Origin of the sequence: Pseudomonas sp. GV071, from assembly GCF_003050835.1 — a bacterium.
GTDB lineage: Bacteria > Pseudomonadota > Gammaproteobacteria > Pseudomonadales > Pseudomonadaceae > Aquipseudomonas.
Window position 1 is genome coordinate 23,561 of record NZ_QAOJ01000010.1, and the last position, 16,205, is coordinate 39,765.

At 63.5% G+C, this 16,205-nt stretch carries 15 protein-coding genes; 11 read left to right on the plus strand and 4 right to left on the minus strand.

From position 1 onward, the window contains the following. Positions 1-16: 16 nt before the first annotated feature. The 8 genes from C8K61_RS18915 (at position 17) to C8K61_RS18950 (ending at position 6,723) form a co-directional block, all read left to right on the plus strand. A complete protein-coding gene (locus C8K61_RS18915) occupies positions 17-757 on the plus strand; it encodes a class I SAM-dependent methyltransferase (protein WP_256589488.1) in 741 nt (246 codons plus the stop codon). 11 nt (positions 758-768) lie between these two features. Further along, entirely contained in the window at positions 769-1,287 is a 519-nt protein-coding gene (locus tag C8K61_RS18920) for a DUF3261 domain-containing protein (protein WP_371920010.1), read from the plus strand. Further along, positions 1,284-2,462, plus strand: coding sequence for a beta-ketoacyl-[acyl-carrier-protein] synthase family protein (locus tag C8K61_RS18925; protein WP_108097843.1), 1,179 nt, complete (start codon positions 1,284-1,286; stop codon positions 2,460-2,462). Before C8K61_RS18920 ends, C8K61_RS18925 begins: the two co-directional genes overlap by 4 nt. Beyond that, on the plus strand, positions 2,459-2,914 hold the full coding sequence (locus C8K61_RS18930) for a hotdog family protein (protein ID WP_108097844.1): 456 nt from the start codon (positions 2,459-2,461) through the stop codon (positions 2,912-2,914). The genes C8K61_RS18925 and C8K61_RS18930 overlap by 4 nt, the downstream gene beginning before the upstream one ends. After that, entirely contained in the window at positions 2,907-3,635 is a 729-nt protein-coding gene (locus C8K61_RS18935) for a 3-ketoacyl-ACP reductase FabG2 (protein ID WP_108097845.1), read from the plus strand. Before C8K61_RS18930 ends, C8K61_RS18935 begins: the two co-directional genes overlap by 8 nt. After that, positions 3,635-4,861 carry a beta-ketoacyl-ACP synthase gene (locus C8K61_RS18940; protein WP_108097846.1) on the plus strand — a complete coding sequence of 409 codons (1,227 nt, stop codon included), beginning with the start codon at positions 3,635-3,637 and terminating at the stop codon, positions 4,859-4,861. Before C8K61_RS18935 ends, C8K61_RS18940 begins: the two co-directional genes overlap by 1 nt. 32 nt (positions 4,862-4,893) lie before the next feature. Further along, positions 4,894-5,337 (plus strand): excinuclease, encoded by a 444-nt coding sequence (locus C8K61_RS18945; protein WP_108097847.1) that lies wholly within the window; start codon positions 4,894-4,896, stop codon positions 5,335-5,337. Between the two features lie 156 nt (positions 5,338-5,493). Continuing rightward, a complete protein-coding gene (locus tag C8K61_RS18950; RefSeq protein ID WP_218277828.1) occupies positions 5,494-6,723 on the plus strand; it encodes a serine hydrolase in 1,230 nt (409 codons plus the stop codon). Here the strand turns inward: C8K61_RS18950 and C8K61_RS18955 are convergent. Then, positions 6,714-7,625, minus strand: coding sequence for a LysR family transcriptional regulator (locus C8K61_RS18955; protein ID WP_108097849.1), 912 nt, complete (start codon positions 7,623-7,625; stop codon positions 6,714-6,716). The genes C8K61_RS18950 and C8K61_RS18955 overlap by 10 nt on opposite strands. Positions 7,626-7,753: 128 nt before the next feature. Here C8K61_RS18955 and C8K61_RS18960 point away from each other — a divergent pair, with 128 nt between their 5' ends. Beyond that, entirely contained in the window at positions 7,754-9,031 is a 1,278-nt protein-coding gene (locus tag C8K61_RS18960) for an MFS transporter (RefSeq protein ID WP_256589490.1), read from the plus strand. A gap of 777 nt (positions 9,032-9,808) precedes the next feature. On the opposite strand, the gene C8K61_RS18970 is transcribed toward C8K61_RS18960, so the two are convergent. From C8K61_RS18970 to C8K61_RS18980, 3 genes are all read right to left on the minus strand, one after another. Beyond that, on the minus strand, positions 9,809-11,872 hold the full coding sequence (locus tag C8K61_RS18970; RefSeq protein ID WP_108097851.1) for an AsmA family protein: 2,064 nt from the start codon (positions 11,870-11,872) through the stop codon (positions 9,809-9,811). Positions 11,873-12,010: 138 nt separating this feature from the next. Then, positions 12,011-13,099 carry a fatty acid desaturase gene (locus C8K61_RS18975; RefSeq protein WP_108097852.1) on the minus strand — a complete coding sequence of 363 codons (1,089 nt, stop codon included), beginning with the start codon at positions 13,097-13,099 and terminating at the stop codon, positions 12,011-12,013. Positions 13,100-13,109: 10 nt separating this feature from the next. Next, complete coding sequence (locus C8K61_RS18980; protein ID WP_108097853.1) at positions 13,110-14,195, minus strand: flavin reductase family protein; 1,086 nt, start codon at positions 14,193-14,195, stop codon at positions 13,110-13,112. Between the two features lie 220 nt (positions 14,196-14,415). Between C8K61_RS18980 and C8K61_RS18985 the strand changes: the two genes are divergently transcribed. Together C8K61_RS18985 and C8K61_RS18990 are read left to right on the plus strand one after the other, a co-directional pair. Then, positions 14,416-15,045, plus strand: coding sequence for a TetR family transcriptional regulator (locus C8K61_RS18985; RefSeq protein ID WP_108097854.1), 630 nt, complete (start codon positions 14,416-14,418; stop codon positions 15,043-15,045). A gap of 95 nt (positions 15,046-15,140) precedes the next feature. After that, positions 15,141-16,049 (plus strand): glycerophosphodiester phosphodiesterase, encoded by a 909-nt coding sequence (locus C8K61_RS18990; RefSeq protein ID WP_108097855.1) that lies wholly within the window; start codon positions 15,141-15,143, stop codon positions 16,047-16,049. The last annotated feature ends 156 nt before the right edge of the window (positions 16,050-16,205 follow it).

The following is a 16,205-nucleotide window of genomic DNA, read 5'->3' on the forward strand; positions in this document are numbered from 1 at the left end:
ACCAGGAAGGGAAGCCATGAACGCACCGATGCAGCCTGTCGCGCACAACCCGGCCGGGAACAAGTACGTCGAAGAAACCCGCTTCGGCTTCTGGTTCCTGCAGAGCCACGTCTGGCAGCACCACGTGCTGCGGGTGGCGATCAACGACCTCAAAGGCCTGCTCGGCCAGCCATTGCCCGAGGGCGCCGTGCTGCTGGATGCCGGCTGCGGTCAGGGCAAGTCCTTCCGCTTGCTGCAGAACGCCTTTGCCCCGGCGCAGTTGATGGGCCTGGACGCCGACCCGCACAGCCTGACCATGAGCCGCGCCGAAGCCGAGCGCGAAGGTTTGCAGGTGCAGCTGCTGAGCAGCGACTGCGCGTCGATCCAGTTGGGCGATGCCAGTGTCGATGTGATTTTCTGCCACCAGACCTTCCACCACCTGGTGGAACAGGAAGCGGCCCTGGCCGAATTCTGGCGGGTGCTCAAGCCGGGTGGCTGGCTGCTGTTCGCCGAGTCGACCCAGTTTTACATCGACACCTGGGTGATCCGCTGGCTGTTCCGTCACCCCATGCACGTGCAACGCACGGCCGAAGAGTACTTGCAGATGCTGCGCGACCAAGGCTTCGAATTCGGCCCGCAAAATGTCTCCTACCCCTACCTGTGGTGGAGCCGTTCCAGCGACTTCGGTTTGCTCGAACGCTGGAAGCTGGTGAAACCCAAGGCCGTGGGCCAACGCAATGAAACCCTGGTCAATGCCGCGGTACGGAAACCCCTGTGAATGCCCCTGTGATAAGCCGTCTGCTGCCCTTCCTGCTGTTGCTACTGCTGAGCGCTTGCGCCCAGCAGGCACCGCTGCCCGAGCAACCGCCACGGCTGGACCTGCCACTGCAGTTGCATGTTCAGCGTGAACTGGCCGGGCAAACCCAGGACTGGCTGTTGGTGGTGCAACAGGAAGGGCCGGCGCTGCGCTGGTCGTTGATGGACCCGCTGGGCATTCCGCTGGCGCGCCAACTACTGAGCGCCAACCAGTGGCAGAATGACGGCCTGCTGCCGCCCAACCCCGAGGCGCGTGAACTGTTCGCCGCCTTGCTGTTCGCCCTTACCCCGGTTGAACAGGTGTCCGCCCGCTACCCCGGCGCCGACTGGCAACAGCATGGCCAGCAACGCTGGTTACGCGACAGCGACGAGACCCGCTGGCAGGTGATCTACCCGCAGAAAAGCAATCCACAACAGAGCAATCCGCAACCCCTGAATTTCCAGCTGCGCACCCAGGCTGGGCCGAACTACCGCGTCGAGACATTGCCATGACTGCCTACCTCAATGCCCTGGGCCTGCTGTGCGCCCTGGGCAACGACAAACACCAGGTCAGCGAGCGCCTGTTTGCTGGCGACACCAGCGGCATGCAGGTGCAAGCCGGCTGGGTGCCGGAGCGGCCGTTGCCAGTGGGTGCGGTGCAGGCCGAATTGCCGGTGTTGCACGGCGTCAGCACGGCGCATAACACCCGCAATAACCAGTTGTTGCGGGCGGCAGCGCAACAGATCGAGGGCGATATTCAACAGGCCATCGGCCGTTATGGCCGTGCGCGGATCGGCGTGGTGCTCGGCACCAGCACCACCGGTATCGACGAAGCCACCCAGGGCATCAGCCGGTTTCTGCAAGACGGCGCGTTCCCGGCCAGTTACGACTATGGCCAGCAGGAACTGGCAGCGCCGGCCGAGTTTCTCGCCGCGCAGCTCGACCTTGCTGGCCCCTGCTACGTGATTTCCACCGCCTGCACCTCCAGCGCCCGCGCCCTGCTCAGTGCCCAGCGTCTGCTTGCCAGCGGCCTGTGCGACGCAGTGTTGTGTGGCGGCGTGGATTCGCTGTGCCAGCTGACGCTGAATGGTTTTGGTGCCTTGGAAGCGCTGTCGGATCAACGGTGTAATCCGTTTTCGCGTAACCGCAGCGGGATCAATATCGGTGAAGCGGCCGCACTCTTCCTGATGAGCAAAGAGCCGTCAGCGATTGCCCTGCTGGGCGCCGCCGCCAACTCCGATGCCCACCATATTTCCGCGCCCGACCCCGAGGGCAAAGGCGCCGAATACGTGATGCGCCAGGCCTTGGCCAAGGCCAAGTTGCAGCCCGAAGACATCAGTTACCTGAACCTGCACGGCACCGCCACCCAGCACAACGACGCCATGGAAAGCCTGGCGGTGGCCAAGGTATTCCCGGCCGGCGTGCCCTGCTCGTCGAGCAAGGCCGTGACCGGGCACACCCTGGGCGCCGCTGGCGCGCTGGAGGCCGCGTTCTGCTGGCTGAGTCTGGCCGCTAAACGCCTGCCCCCGCATAGCTGGGATGGCCAGGGCGATGAACAATTGCCCGCGCTCTCTTTCACCAATTTGAACGCCCACCTGGATGGCCAAGGTCCGTACCGCATGATGAGCAACTCCTTCGCCTTTGGTGGCAACAACATCAGCCTGATCCTGGGCCAGGTGCACGTATGACGATCTGGCCAATTGCCGAGTTGGTGCCCCACGCTGGCGACATGATTCTGGTGGACGAAGTGCTGAGCTTCGCCGACGAAGAAGTCACCACCCGTTTGCAGGTGCGCGCCGGCGGCCTGTTCAGCCAAGCCGACGGTAGCCTGCCAGCCTGGGTCGGTATCGAGCTGATGGCGCAGAGCGTGGCGGCGTTTGCCGGCTGCCAGGCACGCCAGGTCGGCCTGCCGGTGGAACTCGGTTTTCTGCTCGGCACGCGCAACTACCAATGCAACGTCGAGGCATTCCCGCTGGGTGCCGAGTTGCAGATTCACGCCCTGCGTTCCCTGCAGGATGACAACGGCATGGGCGTGTTCGAATGCCACCTGACCGGCCCCGGCATTCATGCCGAGGCGCGCCTCAACGTTTTCCGCCCACCGCACGTGGCCAGCTACCTGGAAGAACCCGCACATGACTGACACCATTCTGGTAACCGGCTCCAGCCGTGGCATCGGCCGCGCCATCGCCCTGCGCCTGGCCCGCGCCGGCTTCGACCTGGTGCTGCATTGCCGCAGCGGCCGTGCCGAGGCTGAAGCGGTTCAGGCCGAAGTGGTCGCCCTCGGCCAGCAAGCACGCATCCTGCAATTCGATGTGGCCGAGCGCGCCGCCTGCCGGGAAATTCTCGAAGCCGACGTGGAAACCCACGGTGCCTATTACGGCGTGGTGTGCAATGCCGGCCTGACCCGCGACGGCGCCTTTCCCGCGCTCAGCGAAGACGACTGGGACGTGGTGCTGCGCACCAACCTCGACGGTTTCTACAACATCCTGCATCCGCTGGTCATGCCGATGGTTCGCCGCCGCAAGCCAGGGCGTATTGTCTGCATCACCTCGGTTTCCGGCATGATCGGCAACCGTGGCCAGGTCAACTACAGCGCCTCGAAAGCCGGTGTGATCGGCGCCGCCAAGGCGCTGGCGATCGAGCTGGGCAAACGCAAGATCACGGTCAACTGCGTGGCCCCCGGCCTGATCGACACGGCCATGCTCGACGACGATCTGCCGCTGGAAGAAATGATGAAGATGATCCCCGCCCAACGTATGGGCACCCCGGAAGAAGTCGCTGGCGCGGTGAATTTTCTGATGTCGGACGAAGCCGCCTACATCACCCGCCAAGTGCTCGCGGTCAATGGAGGCCTGTGCTGATGAAACGCGTGGTAGTTACCGGCATGGCCGGCATCACATCCCTGGGCAGCGACTGGGCCAGCATCGAAGCCAACTTCAGCGCCAACAAAAGCGGCATTCGCCGCATGCACGAGTGGGACCGCTTTGCCGAACTGAACACCCGTCTGGCCGGCCCCATCGACGATTTCGTGGTGCCGAAAACCTGGAACCGCAAACAGTTGCGCAGCATGGGCCGGGTGTCCCGCCTGGTGGTGCTCGCCGCGGAAAAGGCGCTAGCCAACGCCGGCCTGCTGGACGACGCAAGCATTCGCGATGGCCGCATGGGCGTGGCCTGCGGCTCGTCCACTGGCAGCACCGAAGAGATCAAAGCCTTCGGCAACATGCTGCTCAACTCGGTGGCCGACGGCCTGAATGCCAACTCCTATATCCGCATGATGCCGCACACCACCGCGGCCAATATCAGCATCTTCTTCGGCCTCAAAGGCCGCTTGATTCCGACCTCCAGCGCCTGCACCAGCGGCAGCCAGGGCATCGGTTATGCCTACGAGGCAATCAAGTTCGGTCGCCTGCCGATGATGCTCGCCGGCGGCGCCGAAGAGCTGTGCCCGACCGAGGCCATGGTGTTCGACGCGCTCTACGCCACCAGCCTGAAAAACGACGCCCCGCACACCTCGCCGCGCCCCTACGACAGTGGCCGCGACGGCCTGGTGATCGGTGAAGGCGCCGGCATGCTGGTGCTCGAAGAGCTCGAACATGCCAAGGCGCGTGGCGCCACCATCTATGCCGAGATCGTCGGTTTTGGTTGCAATGCCGACGGCCAGCACGCCACCAAACCGGAACAGGTGACCATGCGCGGCGCGATGGAACTGGCCCTGCAGGACGCCAACCTCGACCCGCACGCCATCGGTTATGTGAACGGCCACGGCACCGCCACCGAGCAGGGTGACATTGCCGAAACCCACGCCACCGCCAGCCTGTTCGGCTCGGGCATGGCCATCAGCTCGCAAAAGAGTTACCTGGGTCACACCCTGGGCGCGTGCGGGGCACTTGAGTCGTGGTTCAGCATCGAAATGCTCAACAGCGACCGTTATATCCACACCCTGAACCTCGACCACATCGACCCGCAGTGCGCAGAGCTAGACTACCTGCGCGGCGAACCGCGGCAGATGAACAACGAGTTCGTGATGAACAACAACTTTGCCTTCGGTGGGGTCAACACCTCGCTGATCTTCCGCCGCTGGCAATGAAAGAACACCCAACCGCCGTCAAGGAGACGACTATGCACTTGAAAAGCCTCACCGCCGCAGCCCTGCTGCTCGCCGCCATTCCCGGCATCAGCCAGGCGCGCGACACCACCCACTACCTGCCGCTGGAAACCGTGATCGCCCAGGCGACCGCCGCCGGCAAACTGGATGGCAGCGTGAAGTTCTACATGGCCGGCAAGAAGCCTGCGGGCAAGGTCACCGTGATCAACCCACAAATCACCACCAGCCAAAAGACCAATGCCTTCAACAAGACCGACGAAGTGGCTTGCGCCTGGGCCATGCAATCGGCTGTGATCAAACTGGCTAACGCCGCCAAAGCCGCCGGCGCCAACGCCGTGATCGAAATCGCCAGCAACTACAAAGGCGTCGAATACAAAAACCCGGAAAACTATGAGTGCCACGCTGGCGCGATCATGGCCGGTGTAGCGCTGAAGGCACAGTTGGCTTCGGTTAAGTAATACCGTCACCGGCAACATCAATCGAGGCTGAAGCCTCTCCCACCGCAGATCATCGGTCGGTGTGAGAGAGGCTTCAGCCTCGATGCTCTTAAGCTGTGACGCGCCCCACGCGCTGACTGTCGAACCCCCTACATCCCCGCCCTTCTGCAGGTTCCCGTGTTCCCCGCTCGCCTCCCCTCTGCCCTTTGCCACCTGCGCAAACCGCTTCTCGGTGCCTTGCTTTCACTGCTGCTGTGCGCCTGCGGAACCCTGTCGCGCATGCCGCTGGACAGCAGCAACGAGCAAGCCCTGCGCCTGGCGCAAAGCGGTGATCTGGACCGCGAGGTCAACGAGCTGGCCGCGCCCATGGTGGAATCGGGGCGCACACCGGGGCTGGTGGTGGGCGTACTGACCGCCGATGGCCACAAGCACTTTTATGGCTACGGCGTGCGCGATCACGACGGCGGCGGCAAGCCCGATGGCCACACCCTGTTTGCCGTCGGCTCGTTGAGCAAAGGGTTTCTCGGCGATATCGCGGCCCTGCTGGTGCAGGACGGTGTGCTGCACTGGGACGACCGCCTGGAGCAATTACTGCCAGCCGGCACGCCGCTGAGCGACGACGCTAAGCAGATCACTCTGCTGCAACTGGCCACCCACACCTCCGGCCTGCCACGCCAGCCGATGACGCCACAGACCCTGAGTTATTTCGTCGAATACCTGTTCACCGGTAACAGCTTTTACCGCCATTTCGACCGCGACTACCTGCTGCGCTACATGGCCGAATTCGAGCACCCGGCGCACCCGGGGCCGCAGTATTCGAACATCGGTTACGGCCTGCTCAGTTATGTGCTGGAGCTGCACAGCGGGCAGAAGATCGACGCCCTGTTGCAGGCACGGGTGGCCGAGCCGCTGGGGCTGAGCAACACCGACTACCGCGCCGAAGACCTGCCCGGCTTTGCCCAGCGCGCCCGTGGCCATGCCGGCGACCAACCGAAATTCATCCGCCGCGGCCAGCCAGTGCCGGACTGGCAATTCACCGACATCCTGCACGGCACCGCGGCGCTGTATTCCAACGCCGATGACCTGCTCAGCTACGCCGCCGCCAACCTCAACGGCTCCGGCAATGCCGAGATGGATGCGGCGCTGCAGGACACTCTGAACGTGCGCGTCGACCGCCCGCAAGAGGCGGCGGCGGTGGCCTGGATCGTCGACAGCGTGGGCAGCCAGAAGATCACCTACCAGGTCGGCCTGGTGGCCGGTTACACCAGCTACATCGGCCTCGACCGCCAGCACAAAACCGCCGTGGTGGTGCTGCAGAACAGCTTTAACTGGAGCAACGACGTCGGCCATCGCCTGCTCCAGCGCCTCGGTGGTGCCGCAGATGCACGCCTGGCCGGTCAGCCCTGACTGGCCTGTAATGCTGCTGCCTCGCGGGTGACCTGCTCGACAAAGGCCAACGCCAGCGGCGCTTGCTGGTCCTTGCGCACCACCAGCCACACCGCACTGGTGGCGCCCTCGTCCAGCAGGGTGCGGTAGACCACGCCATCCACCCGCGTGCGGCGGAACGAAGCCGGCAACATCGACACCCCCAGGCCGGCTGACACCAGGCCGATGATGGTCATCGCCTCGCTGGCCTCCTGGGCGATGCGCGGGCTGAAACCAGCGTTGCGCGCCAAGCCGATCAACTGGTCATACAGGCCGGTGCCGTAACTGCGCGGAAAAAATACAAACGGCTCATCGGCCAGTGCGGCAATCGAAATGCCGTCGTCATTGCCTTGGGCCAGCGGATGGTCGGCGCGCAGCACCGCCACCAATGGATCGCGAAACAGCTCCACGGCCTTGATGTTGTCCGGCAGCGCAAAGGGCCGAATCACCCCGACCTGTATGGTCTGTTCCTGCAGAGCCTCGATCACCACCTTGCTGCTCATTTCCCGCAGGCTCAGGTGCACCTGTGGATGGGCTTGGCGGAAGGCCAGAATGCTGCGGGGAATAGTCGAGGTGAACGGCGCCGAGGCAGTAAAGCCGACATTCAATTCACCGATCTCGCCCTGCTGGGCGCGGCGGGCGATCTGCGTGGCCTTTTCCACCTGGGCGAGAATCTGCCGGGTTTCGTCGAGAAACAGTCGGCCTGCCTCGGTGAGTTCAACCCGGCGGTTGGTGCGCTCAAACAGGCGCGCGCCGATCTCTTCTTCCAGCGCCTGAATTTGCTGGCTCAAGGGCGGCTGGGAAATCCCCAACTGCTCGGCAGCCCGCCCGAAATGCAGCTCTTCGGCAACGGCGACAAAGTAGCGCAGATGGCGCAATTCCATGGCGAACTCCGGCGGTTATTAGGTCGAAAAACAGATCAATCAACACGAACAATATATTGGAGATAATAAACGCCGCTCACTATTCTTTGCACCTGGCTACTCTGAATCGAAACAACCCCGAGGTCTGTGTGCGCCCTTCCGCTTCCCCCGCCCTGCTCGACGCCGCCCGTGACGCGGCCGCCGAGGTGGTGAGCACGGTTGAACAAACCGAAGCCTTTATCGAAAAAGGCACCCCGCAATTCGTCCGCACCTCACTGGCCCTGTTCGCCGGCGGCTTCGCCACCTTCGCCCTGCTGTACAGCGTGCAACCGCTGATGCCGGTGCTGTCGGCCGAGTTCGAACTGAATGCCGCGCAAAGCAGCCTGGTGCTTTCGATCTCGACCATCATGATGGCCATCGGGCTGCTGATTACAGGGCCGATTTCCGACGCCCTGGGGCGTAAGCAGATCATGGTCCTCTCGCTGCTCTGCGCCGCCCTGTTCACCCTGGCCAGCGCCTGCATGCCGACCTGGCATGGCGTGCTGCTGATGCGCGGCCTGCTCGGTTTGTCCTTGAGCGGATTGGCGGCGGTGGGCATGACCTACCTGAGTGAAGAAATTCATCCGCGCTTCATCGGCCTGTCGATGGGCCTGTATATCGGCGGCAATGCCATTGGCGGCATGGGCGGGCGGCTGATCGCCGGGGTGCTGGTGGACTTCGTCAACTGGCGTGTAGCGATTGGCGCACTGGGGTTGATGTCGCTGCTTGGGGCGCTGCTGTTCTGGCGCATCCTGCCCGAGTCGAAACACTTTCGCGCCACCCCGCTGAACCTGAAAAACCTGATCGGCAACTACGGCCTGCACCTGCGTGACCAGGGATTGCCGTGGCTGTTTCTTGAAGCGTTTTTGCTGATGGGCGCGTTTGTCACCCTGTTCAACTACATCGGCTATCGCTTGCTGGGCGAGCCGTACCACATGAGCCAGGCGGTGGTGGGATTGCTGTCGGTGGTGTACCTGTCGGGCATCTACAGCTCGGCGTGGGTGGGCTCGCTGGCGGACAAACTGGGCCGACGCAAAGTGCTGTGGGCGGTGATTGTGCTGATGTTCGCCGGGCTGCTGCTGACCCTGTTCCCCCAGGTGCCGCTGATTCTGATCGGCATGTTGCTGTTCACCTTCGGCTTCTTTGGCGCGCATTCGGTGGCCAGCAGCTGGATTGGCCGGCGGGCGTTTGTAGCCAAGGGGCAGGCTTCTTCCATGTATTTGTTTTGCTATTACCTTGGGTCCAGTGTGGCGGGGACCTTGGGTGGGGTGTTCTGGCATCACTATGGGTGGTTGGGGGTTGGGGTGTTTATTGGGGCGTTGCTTGTTGGGGCGTTGGGGGTTTCGGCGCGGTTGGCTCGGTTGCCGGTGTTGCCTGGGAATGCTTGAGAGCGTTGGTGCTGGTTTCGCATTTTGTGTTGTTCTTCATTACCGCGGGTGCTGGACGTTTTTGTTTCGCGCCTTACGCGCGAGTCACTTTTCTCAATCGCCAGAAAAGTAACCAAAAGCGCTTGCCCCTACCTGGGGTCTGCGCTGCGCTGCGACTTCCCTCGCTCCGTCGCTGCTCCAGGGGCCGGGCTGAGGGCCATCCATGGCCCCATCCCTCTCCGCGGCTCCCGACCGCTACGACCCCTTACGCAACGACTCCGCTCGGCCTGGCGCTAAAGGGGCGGACAAATCACAAGCCAAATCAAACGCCCCTCACCCCCGGCCCCTCTCGCCTGCCCGGCCGGCCTAGCGGGCGAGGGGTGACGTAGAGCGAAAAACCCACTCCGATCTGCCCCCTCTCCCGCTTGCGGGAGAGGGCTGGGGTGAGGGGCCGTTGATTTGCTGTTGATTTGCTGTTGATCTGGCTTTTGATCTTGATCTGCCCGCCCCTTGAGCGCAGGCCGAGTGGAATCGTTGTGGAGGGGGTTGAGCGGCAGGGATGCCGCGAGAGGCACGATGGGCCAGGGACGGCCCGTCGTGGCGTGCCCCCGGAGCAGCGATGGAACGAGGGGAGTTTTCACGCAGTGAAAACCCAAGGTGGGGGCAAGCGTTTTTGCTTACTTTTTCCGCGACTGGAAAAAGTGAGTCGCGCGTAAGGCGCGAAACAAAAACGCCCAGCGCACGCGGTAACGAAGAATCACACCGCCCCAAAAGCGGCACCGGGCCGCAACCCGAAAACTACAACTTCCCTGCCTTCATCTTCGCCAACAACGGCGCACACTCATTCACCTGATCACCGCCACCGCTTGGCGCCACCAGAGCAACCAACCCGGCAACCGGTGCAACGATAGCCCCCAACGCCAACATCCCCGCCCCGCGCGCCAACAGCGGCACCGTCTTCACCCCGGCATCCGGCTTCTTGAACGTGCCCCGCACATACAACGGCGAGCGCAGCGAAATAATTCGCACGCCCTTGGATTGCGGGTCGATGGTCATGTCCAGCTGCTCGGTCTTGAAGTTGGCGGTGCCATCGACATGAATCAGCGCGTTCTCGGTGTCGAACACCACCATGCGGGTAGTCAGCAACCCGTCCTTCACGCCCATGTCGGCAGCGGCGCAGTTGATCCTTACGTCTTTGTCGCCAAACAGTTTGCCGACCACGTAGTTACCCACGTTGAGCCCGGCCAATTCCATCAGCTCACGGCTCACCGCACCGTCGTTGATCAGCATGCGCACATCGCCATTGGAGGTGCCCAGCAGGGCCGCCACCGAGTTGCCGGTGCCGCTCAGGTCGACGTCGCCGTGCAGCGCGCCAAAGCTGGTTTGCAGCGGCGCGAAGGTGGGGAATAGCTCTTTCAATTTGAAGTTGCGCGCGCTCAATTGCGCGCGGCCTTGCATGGGTGTGCGGCTGCCGTCGAGGCGGATGGTGGAGGTCAGTTGGCCACCGGCCACGCCGAAGCGCAGCGGGTCGAGGCTGAGTTTGCCGTCGTCGAGCAGCACGTGGGCGTTGAGGTCGTTGAAGGGTAGTTTCTCGCTGTGGACGATGCGCTTGCCGGTGAAGGTGACGTCGGCGTCCATGTCGCGCCAGCGTTCGGTGCGGAACTCTTCCACCGGCAGCACCTTGTTGCTCGGCTGTTTGCTGGTGACCCCACGGGCTTTCTGTTCAGCCTTGGAGTCGGCGCCAATCAAGGGCGCCAGGTCAGCGAAGCGCACCTGGTTGGAGGTCAATGTGCCGCTGAGTTTTGGCCGGGGTTGGCCGGCGATGTAGCTGAGGTCGCCATGGATATCGCTGTCGCCAATCGAACCGTTGAATTGTTCGTAGTGGAACTGCATGCCCGCCGGGTCACGCAGTTGCGCGCGCAGGTGGCCGTCGGTGGCGTACGCCGGGGTGTCGGGCAAGGTCACGCCGGTGAGCGGATAGAGGTTGCCCAGACTGGTGCCGGCCAGTTGCAGGCGCAGGTCGAGGGCGCCGAAGTTTTTCGGGTCGGTCAGCGTGCCGGCCAGCGACACCTTGGTGGTGCCGATCTGCACGTTGGCTTGTACCGGGAACGGCTGGCGGCTGTCTTGCAGCGCCAGCAGGCCGCCAACCTTGCCGTTGCCACTCAGGGCCTGACCTTTGTATTGGCCTTTGAGTTTCCAGCCGAAGGCGTAGTCCTGCGGCGTGGCGCCCTGCTCCGCGGTTTGCTCGGCCTTGGGTTTGCCGACGATCTCAGCGAACGGCACCGGTTTGCCTAACGGGTCGATCAGCAGTTCGATCTGGGTTTTCAAGCTCTGGTCGTCGACCTTGACCTGACCTTTGTCGAAGCCAATGGCGCCGATATCCACCACCCACGGCGACTCCGACGGCGGCTCGTTGGGGTCGCTCGGCTTGAGAGTGAAGGTCCAGTTGTTACGGCCGTCAGCCAGGCGTTCGAGGCTGGCGGTAGGTTGGGTGAGATCGATGCGCGGGATGGTCACGCTGCGCCACAGCAGGGGCAACGGCGCCAGGCGAAATTCCACTTTCTGCAGGCTGACCATCTGCGGCGCCTTGGCCCAGTCGGTGTTGCCCAGGGTGATGTCTTCGGCAACAAAACGCGGCCACGGCATCCAGGAGCGCCAACCGGTCTCCTCCGGCGCGCGCGACCACAGCACCGCCAGGTTGCCGTTGATGGCGAAGGGGCGGCCGAGTTGCTCGCTGACCTTGTCGTTGATCACCGGCTTCACCCGGTTCCAGTCGAAGGTGGCAACCACCACCAACACGATCGCCACCACAGCCAGGAAAATGGCCAGGCACCAGAGCAACACTTTACGGGCCAACGTCATCCACAACTCTCCATGATCCACAGGCCTCGGCATGATGCGGCGAGGCGTCTGCGGGATGGGCGCCAGTATAACCAGGCGTCGCCGACGGCCTGGTGCGGCGCTTCATAGAGTTATCGACTCAGGAGATGGCGAAATGATTCAACTTGCCGCCCCGGCGGCGGCAACGTTGGGACGTCGGTACACCCAGATCCGCCGCATCACCGTGCCGAACTGCGCACTCAGCGACCCGCAGTTATAGGTCTGCCCGTAACGCCGAGCGATCTCGCGCACCTCCACCGCCATGGCCGCATAACGGCGCGCCGGCAGGTCGGGGTACAGGTGGTGTTCGATCTGGTGGCTGAGGTTGCCGCTGAGGATATGAAACAGCTTGCTGCCCTTTAGGTTGCTGGAGCCCTGCAGTTGGCGCAGGTACCAATGACCACGGCTTTCGTTGACCACGATCTCTTTGGGAAACACCGCCGCGCGCTCGGTGAAATGGCCGCAGAAGATGATCAGGAAGGTCCACAGATTGCGCAACAGATTGGCCACCGCGTTGCCGGCCAACACCGCCATGGCGTTAGCGCCGAGCAGCAGGGCCAGCAGCGGGAAAAACAGGTAGTCCTTGAACCACTGGCGGCCGATCTTGGCGCTGAATACCTTGAGCAGCGGACGCAGTTCGGCGCGGCTCATCTTGCCTTTGTAGACCTTGTCCAGACGCAGGTGCTGCACCGCCACGGAGTACTGAAACAGCAGCGCCTGGATCGTGACCCACAGCGGCTGCCAGCGGTAGAACGGCTTCCAGCGCTGCTCGGGAAACAGCCGCACCACGCCATAGCCGATGTCGTCGTCCATGCCCAGCACGTTGGTGTAGGTGTGGTGGATATGGTTATGGGTGTGCCGCCAGAAGTCCGAAGGCCCGGCGATGTCCCACTCGTAGGTGCGGCCGCTGAATTCCGGCTCGTTCATCCAGTCGTACTGGCCATGCATGACGTTATGGCCCAGCTCCATGTTTTCCAGAATCTTGCCCAGGCCCAGCAGCAGGGTGCCGAGCAGCCAGGTCGGTGGAAACCAGCCGAGCAGCAACAGGGCGCGACCGCCGAGGGTGAACAGGCGGATCACGTTGCGCAGGCGGCGAATGTAGCGGGCGTCGACCTCGCCGAGGTCGGCGCGGGTGCGACGGCCGAGGTCGTCGAGCTCGGCGGCGAAGGCTTGCAGTTCGCTGGCCGTCAGTTGGCGGTCGTTACGCATAAGGTTCTCCTCAGATATCCACAACCACATCGCCCTGCGGCACGCTCACGCACAGGCGAATGGCCTGGCCGGGCTCGCTGAGCAACGCGCCGCTGCGCAGGTCACGCACCACGCCGCTGAGCAGCAGGCAGGTGCAACTGGCGCAGATACCCTGGCGGCAACCATGGGCGGGGCGCAAACCGGCGGCTTCGGCTTGCTGCAACAGCGGGCTGGCGCTGTCGCCGAGCACGTCCTGTTGGGCGCGGGCAAAACGCATCAGCAAGGGGCTGTGGCCGCTTTCGCTATTCACGGTTGGCGGGCTGAACGACTCGGCTTGCAGCGGCCTGTCGGCGCCGGTGCTGCCCCACCAGTCGCGCACGCTGCTGACAAAGCCGAACGGCCCGCAGGTGATCACCTCGGTCGCACTGCTGCCCTGCACGTGCTCGACGGAGAAGCGCCCCAACTGGCTGCTGAACATCGGACGCACCCGCAGGTTGCGGTATTGCTGCTGCAGCGCCTGCAACTCTTGCGCGAAGGCCTGCTGGCCAGCGTCGCGCACGTAATGCAGCAGCTCCACCGGCGCGCCAAAGCCTTTTTGCAGGGCCTGCCGGAGCAACCCCAACAAAGGTGTCAGGCCACTGCCGGCGGCCAGCAGCAGTACCGACTCGGCGTCATGCGGCCAGTGCAACTCGCCAAAGGGCTCGCCGACTTCCACTACGTCGCCGACGGCCAGGTAATCCAGCAGGCGGTTGGACAGGCGTCCGCCGGGATGCCGTTTGATCGCGATCTCGATACTGCCGTCGGCATGCAGCGCGGTCAGGCTGTAGCTGCGGCTCAGACGGATACCGGCGAGTTCGACATAGGCCTGGATGTGTTGCCCAGGTTCAGCGCCGCGCCAGTTGCCATTGGGTTGCAGGGTGAGGGCGAGCATATCGTCCGCCACCCAACGTCGGGCGCGCAGGCGGGCGAACACGCGGTTCAACCGCCAGGCCGGGTGCACGATGGCCAAGACAGCGTCGACACTGGCCTCGCGCAGCCAGCCGCGAGCGACCAGGAAACGCAGCGGCGCGAGCCAGCGGGCGCTGTGGCGAACCAGCGCAAAGGGAATAAGGGGCATGGAGGGGAGCTCCTTGGCGAGCAGGCGACAAGCGCCATTCAGTGAACAACTGTTCACCAAAGTGCCAGACACAGCCCTTTTCAGTCAACACTTGTTCACTGGCGCCAAATCATCGACCAGCACATCGGCCAATCAGCCGCCAACCCCGCGACAGGTTCGACGCCCGCCAAAGGCATTTGCTAGAGTGCGCGGCACACCATCGCAGGGAACCGCGCCACGCATGTCACCTCGTGCCGAACAGAAGCAGCAGACGCGCCAGGCGCTCCTTGATGCCGCGCGTTACCTGATGGAAAGCGGCCGTGGGTTTGGCAGCCTGAGCCTGCGCGAAGTCACCCGCCACGCCGGCATCGTGCCCACTGGTTTCTACCGCCACTTCAGCGACATGGATGAACTGGGCCTGGCCCTGGTGACCGAAGTCGGCGAAACCTTCCGCGAAGCCATTCGCCAGGTGCGCCACAACGAAATGCAGATGGGCGGGGTGATCGATGCCTCGGTGCGTATCTTCCTCACCAACGTCGCCGCCAACCGCTCACAGTTCCTGTTCCTCGCCCGCGAGCAATACGGTGGCTCCAAGGTCGTGCGCCAAGCCATTGGTGCCCTGCGCGAAGGCATTACCGCCGACCTGGTGAGCGATCTCGGGCACATGCCCAAACTGCCGCACCTGGACATCGCCGCCCAGGCGGTGATCGCCGACCTGGTGGTGAAAACCGTATTCGCCACCCTGCCCGAACTGATCGACCCGCTGGCGCTGGAGCTGCCCGAGCACCTGACCCCGCAGGCAAAGATGACGCAGCAACTGCGCTTTATCTTTATCGGCTCCAAGCATTGGCAGGGGTTGGGTAGCGTTTAACCCGCCGCGACGTTTTCTGCGAGGCGCCCCCTCTTTTCACTGGCACAGCTTTGGCATAGTCAGCGCACTCCTCTTTTCAGGCCTGGATGCTTGCCATGTTGCGTGTCGCTCGTTTTCTGCTGGCGCCGGTGTTACTGCTGGCCATTGCCCTGGGTGTCTTGCTGCTGACCAGCAAGCCGGCCATTCCCCCTATTGCCTTGACCAGCTTGGGCAGTGAACCGTTGGTGATTGCCCATCGCGGCGGCATGGGGCTGTGGCCGGAGAACACCCTGTTCGCCTTCGAGCGCGCCACCGCGCTGGATGTGGATATGTTGGACATGGACGTGCGCCTGACCCGCGATGGCCAGTTGGTGGTTACCCATGACGCCGATGTCGCCAGCACTACCAACGGCGCCGGCCAGGTCGCCGAGCAGGACGTGGCCGCGCTGCAAGCGCTTGACGCCGGTTACCGCTGGACTGCCGATGGTGGTGAGAGTTATCCCTACCGCAACCAGGGCATCCGCATTCCCACCTTTGCCGAGGTGCTGGCGCAGTACCCGCGCAGCGCCAAATCAGTGGAGATCAAAGACGCCGAACCGGCTGCCGCCGAGCAGCTGTGCCAGCTGCTCACCGAAGCCGACCAGCAGCAACGGGTGGTGGTCAGCAGCTTTTATGAATCGAGCCTGCGCGCCTTCCATGATCAGTGCCCCGATGTGGCCACCGCTGCCGGGCCGACCTCGGTGAAGATTCTGGTGGTGTTGCACTGGCTGGGCCTGGAGCAGCTGCTGTCGCCGTCCTACCAAGTGCTGGCGCTGCCGCCGGAGCAAGGCCCATTGGTGGTGGATGCCAGCCTGATCCGCGATGCCCAGGCCCGCGGCCTGAACGTGCAGCTGTGGACAATCAACGAACAGCCGGCTATGCGCCACTTGCTGGACATCGGTGCCCAGGCGTTATTCACCGATTACCCAGACCGCGCCCTGCAATTGCTCGGTCGCTCCACGGTTTTAGGCGCCAATCAGCCCTGATTGCCACAGCCGGCGCGGCTTTGGGCAGAAAACGTACAGTTTTCCTCAGGCCCCGCCAGGATAGGATCAAGGGTAGTCATCAACAGGTTATGCCGACCTTACCCACAGCTCCGTCCACAAGCCTGTGGGATAACTTATCAATCGGCCCGCACGTTT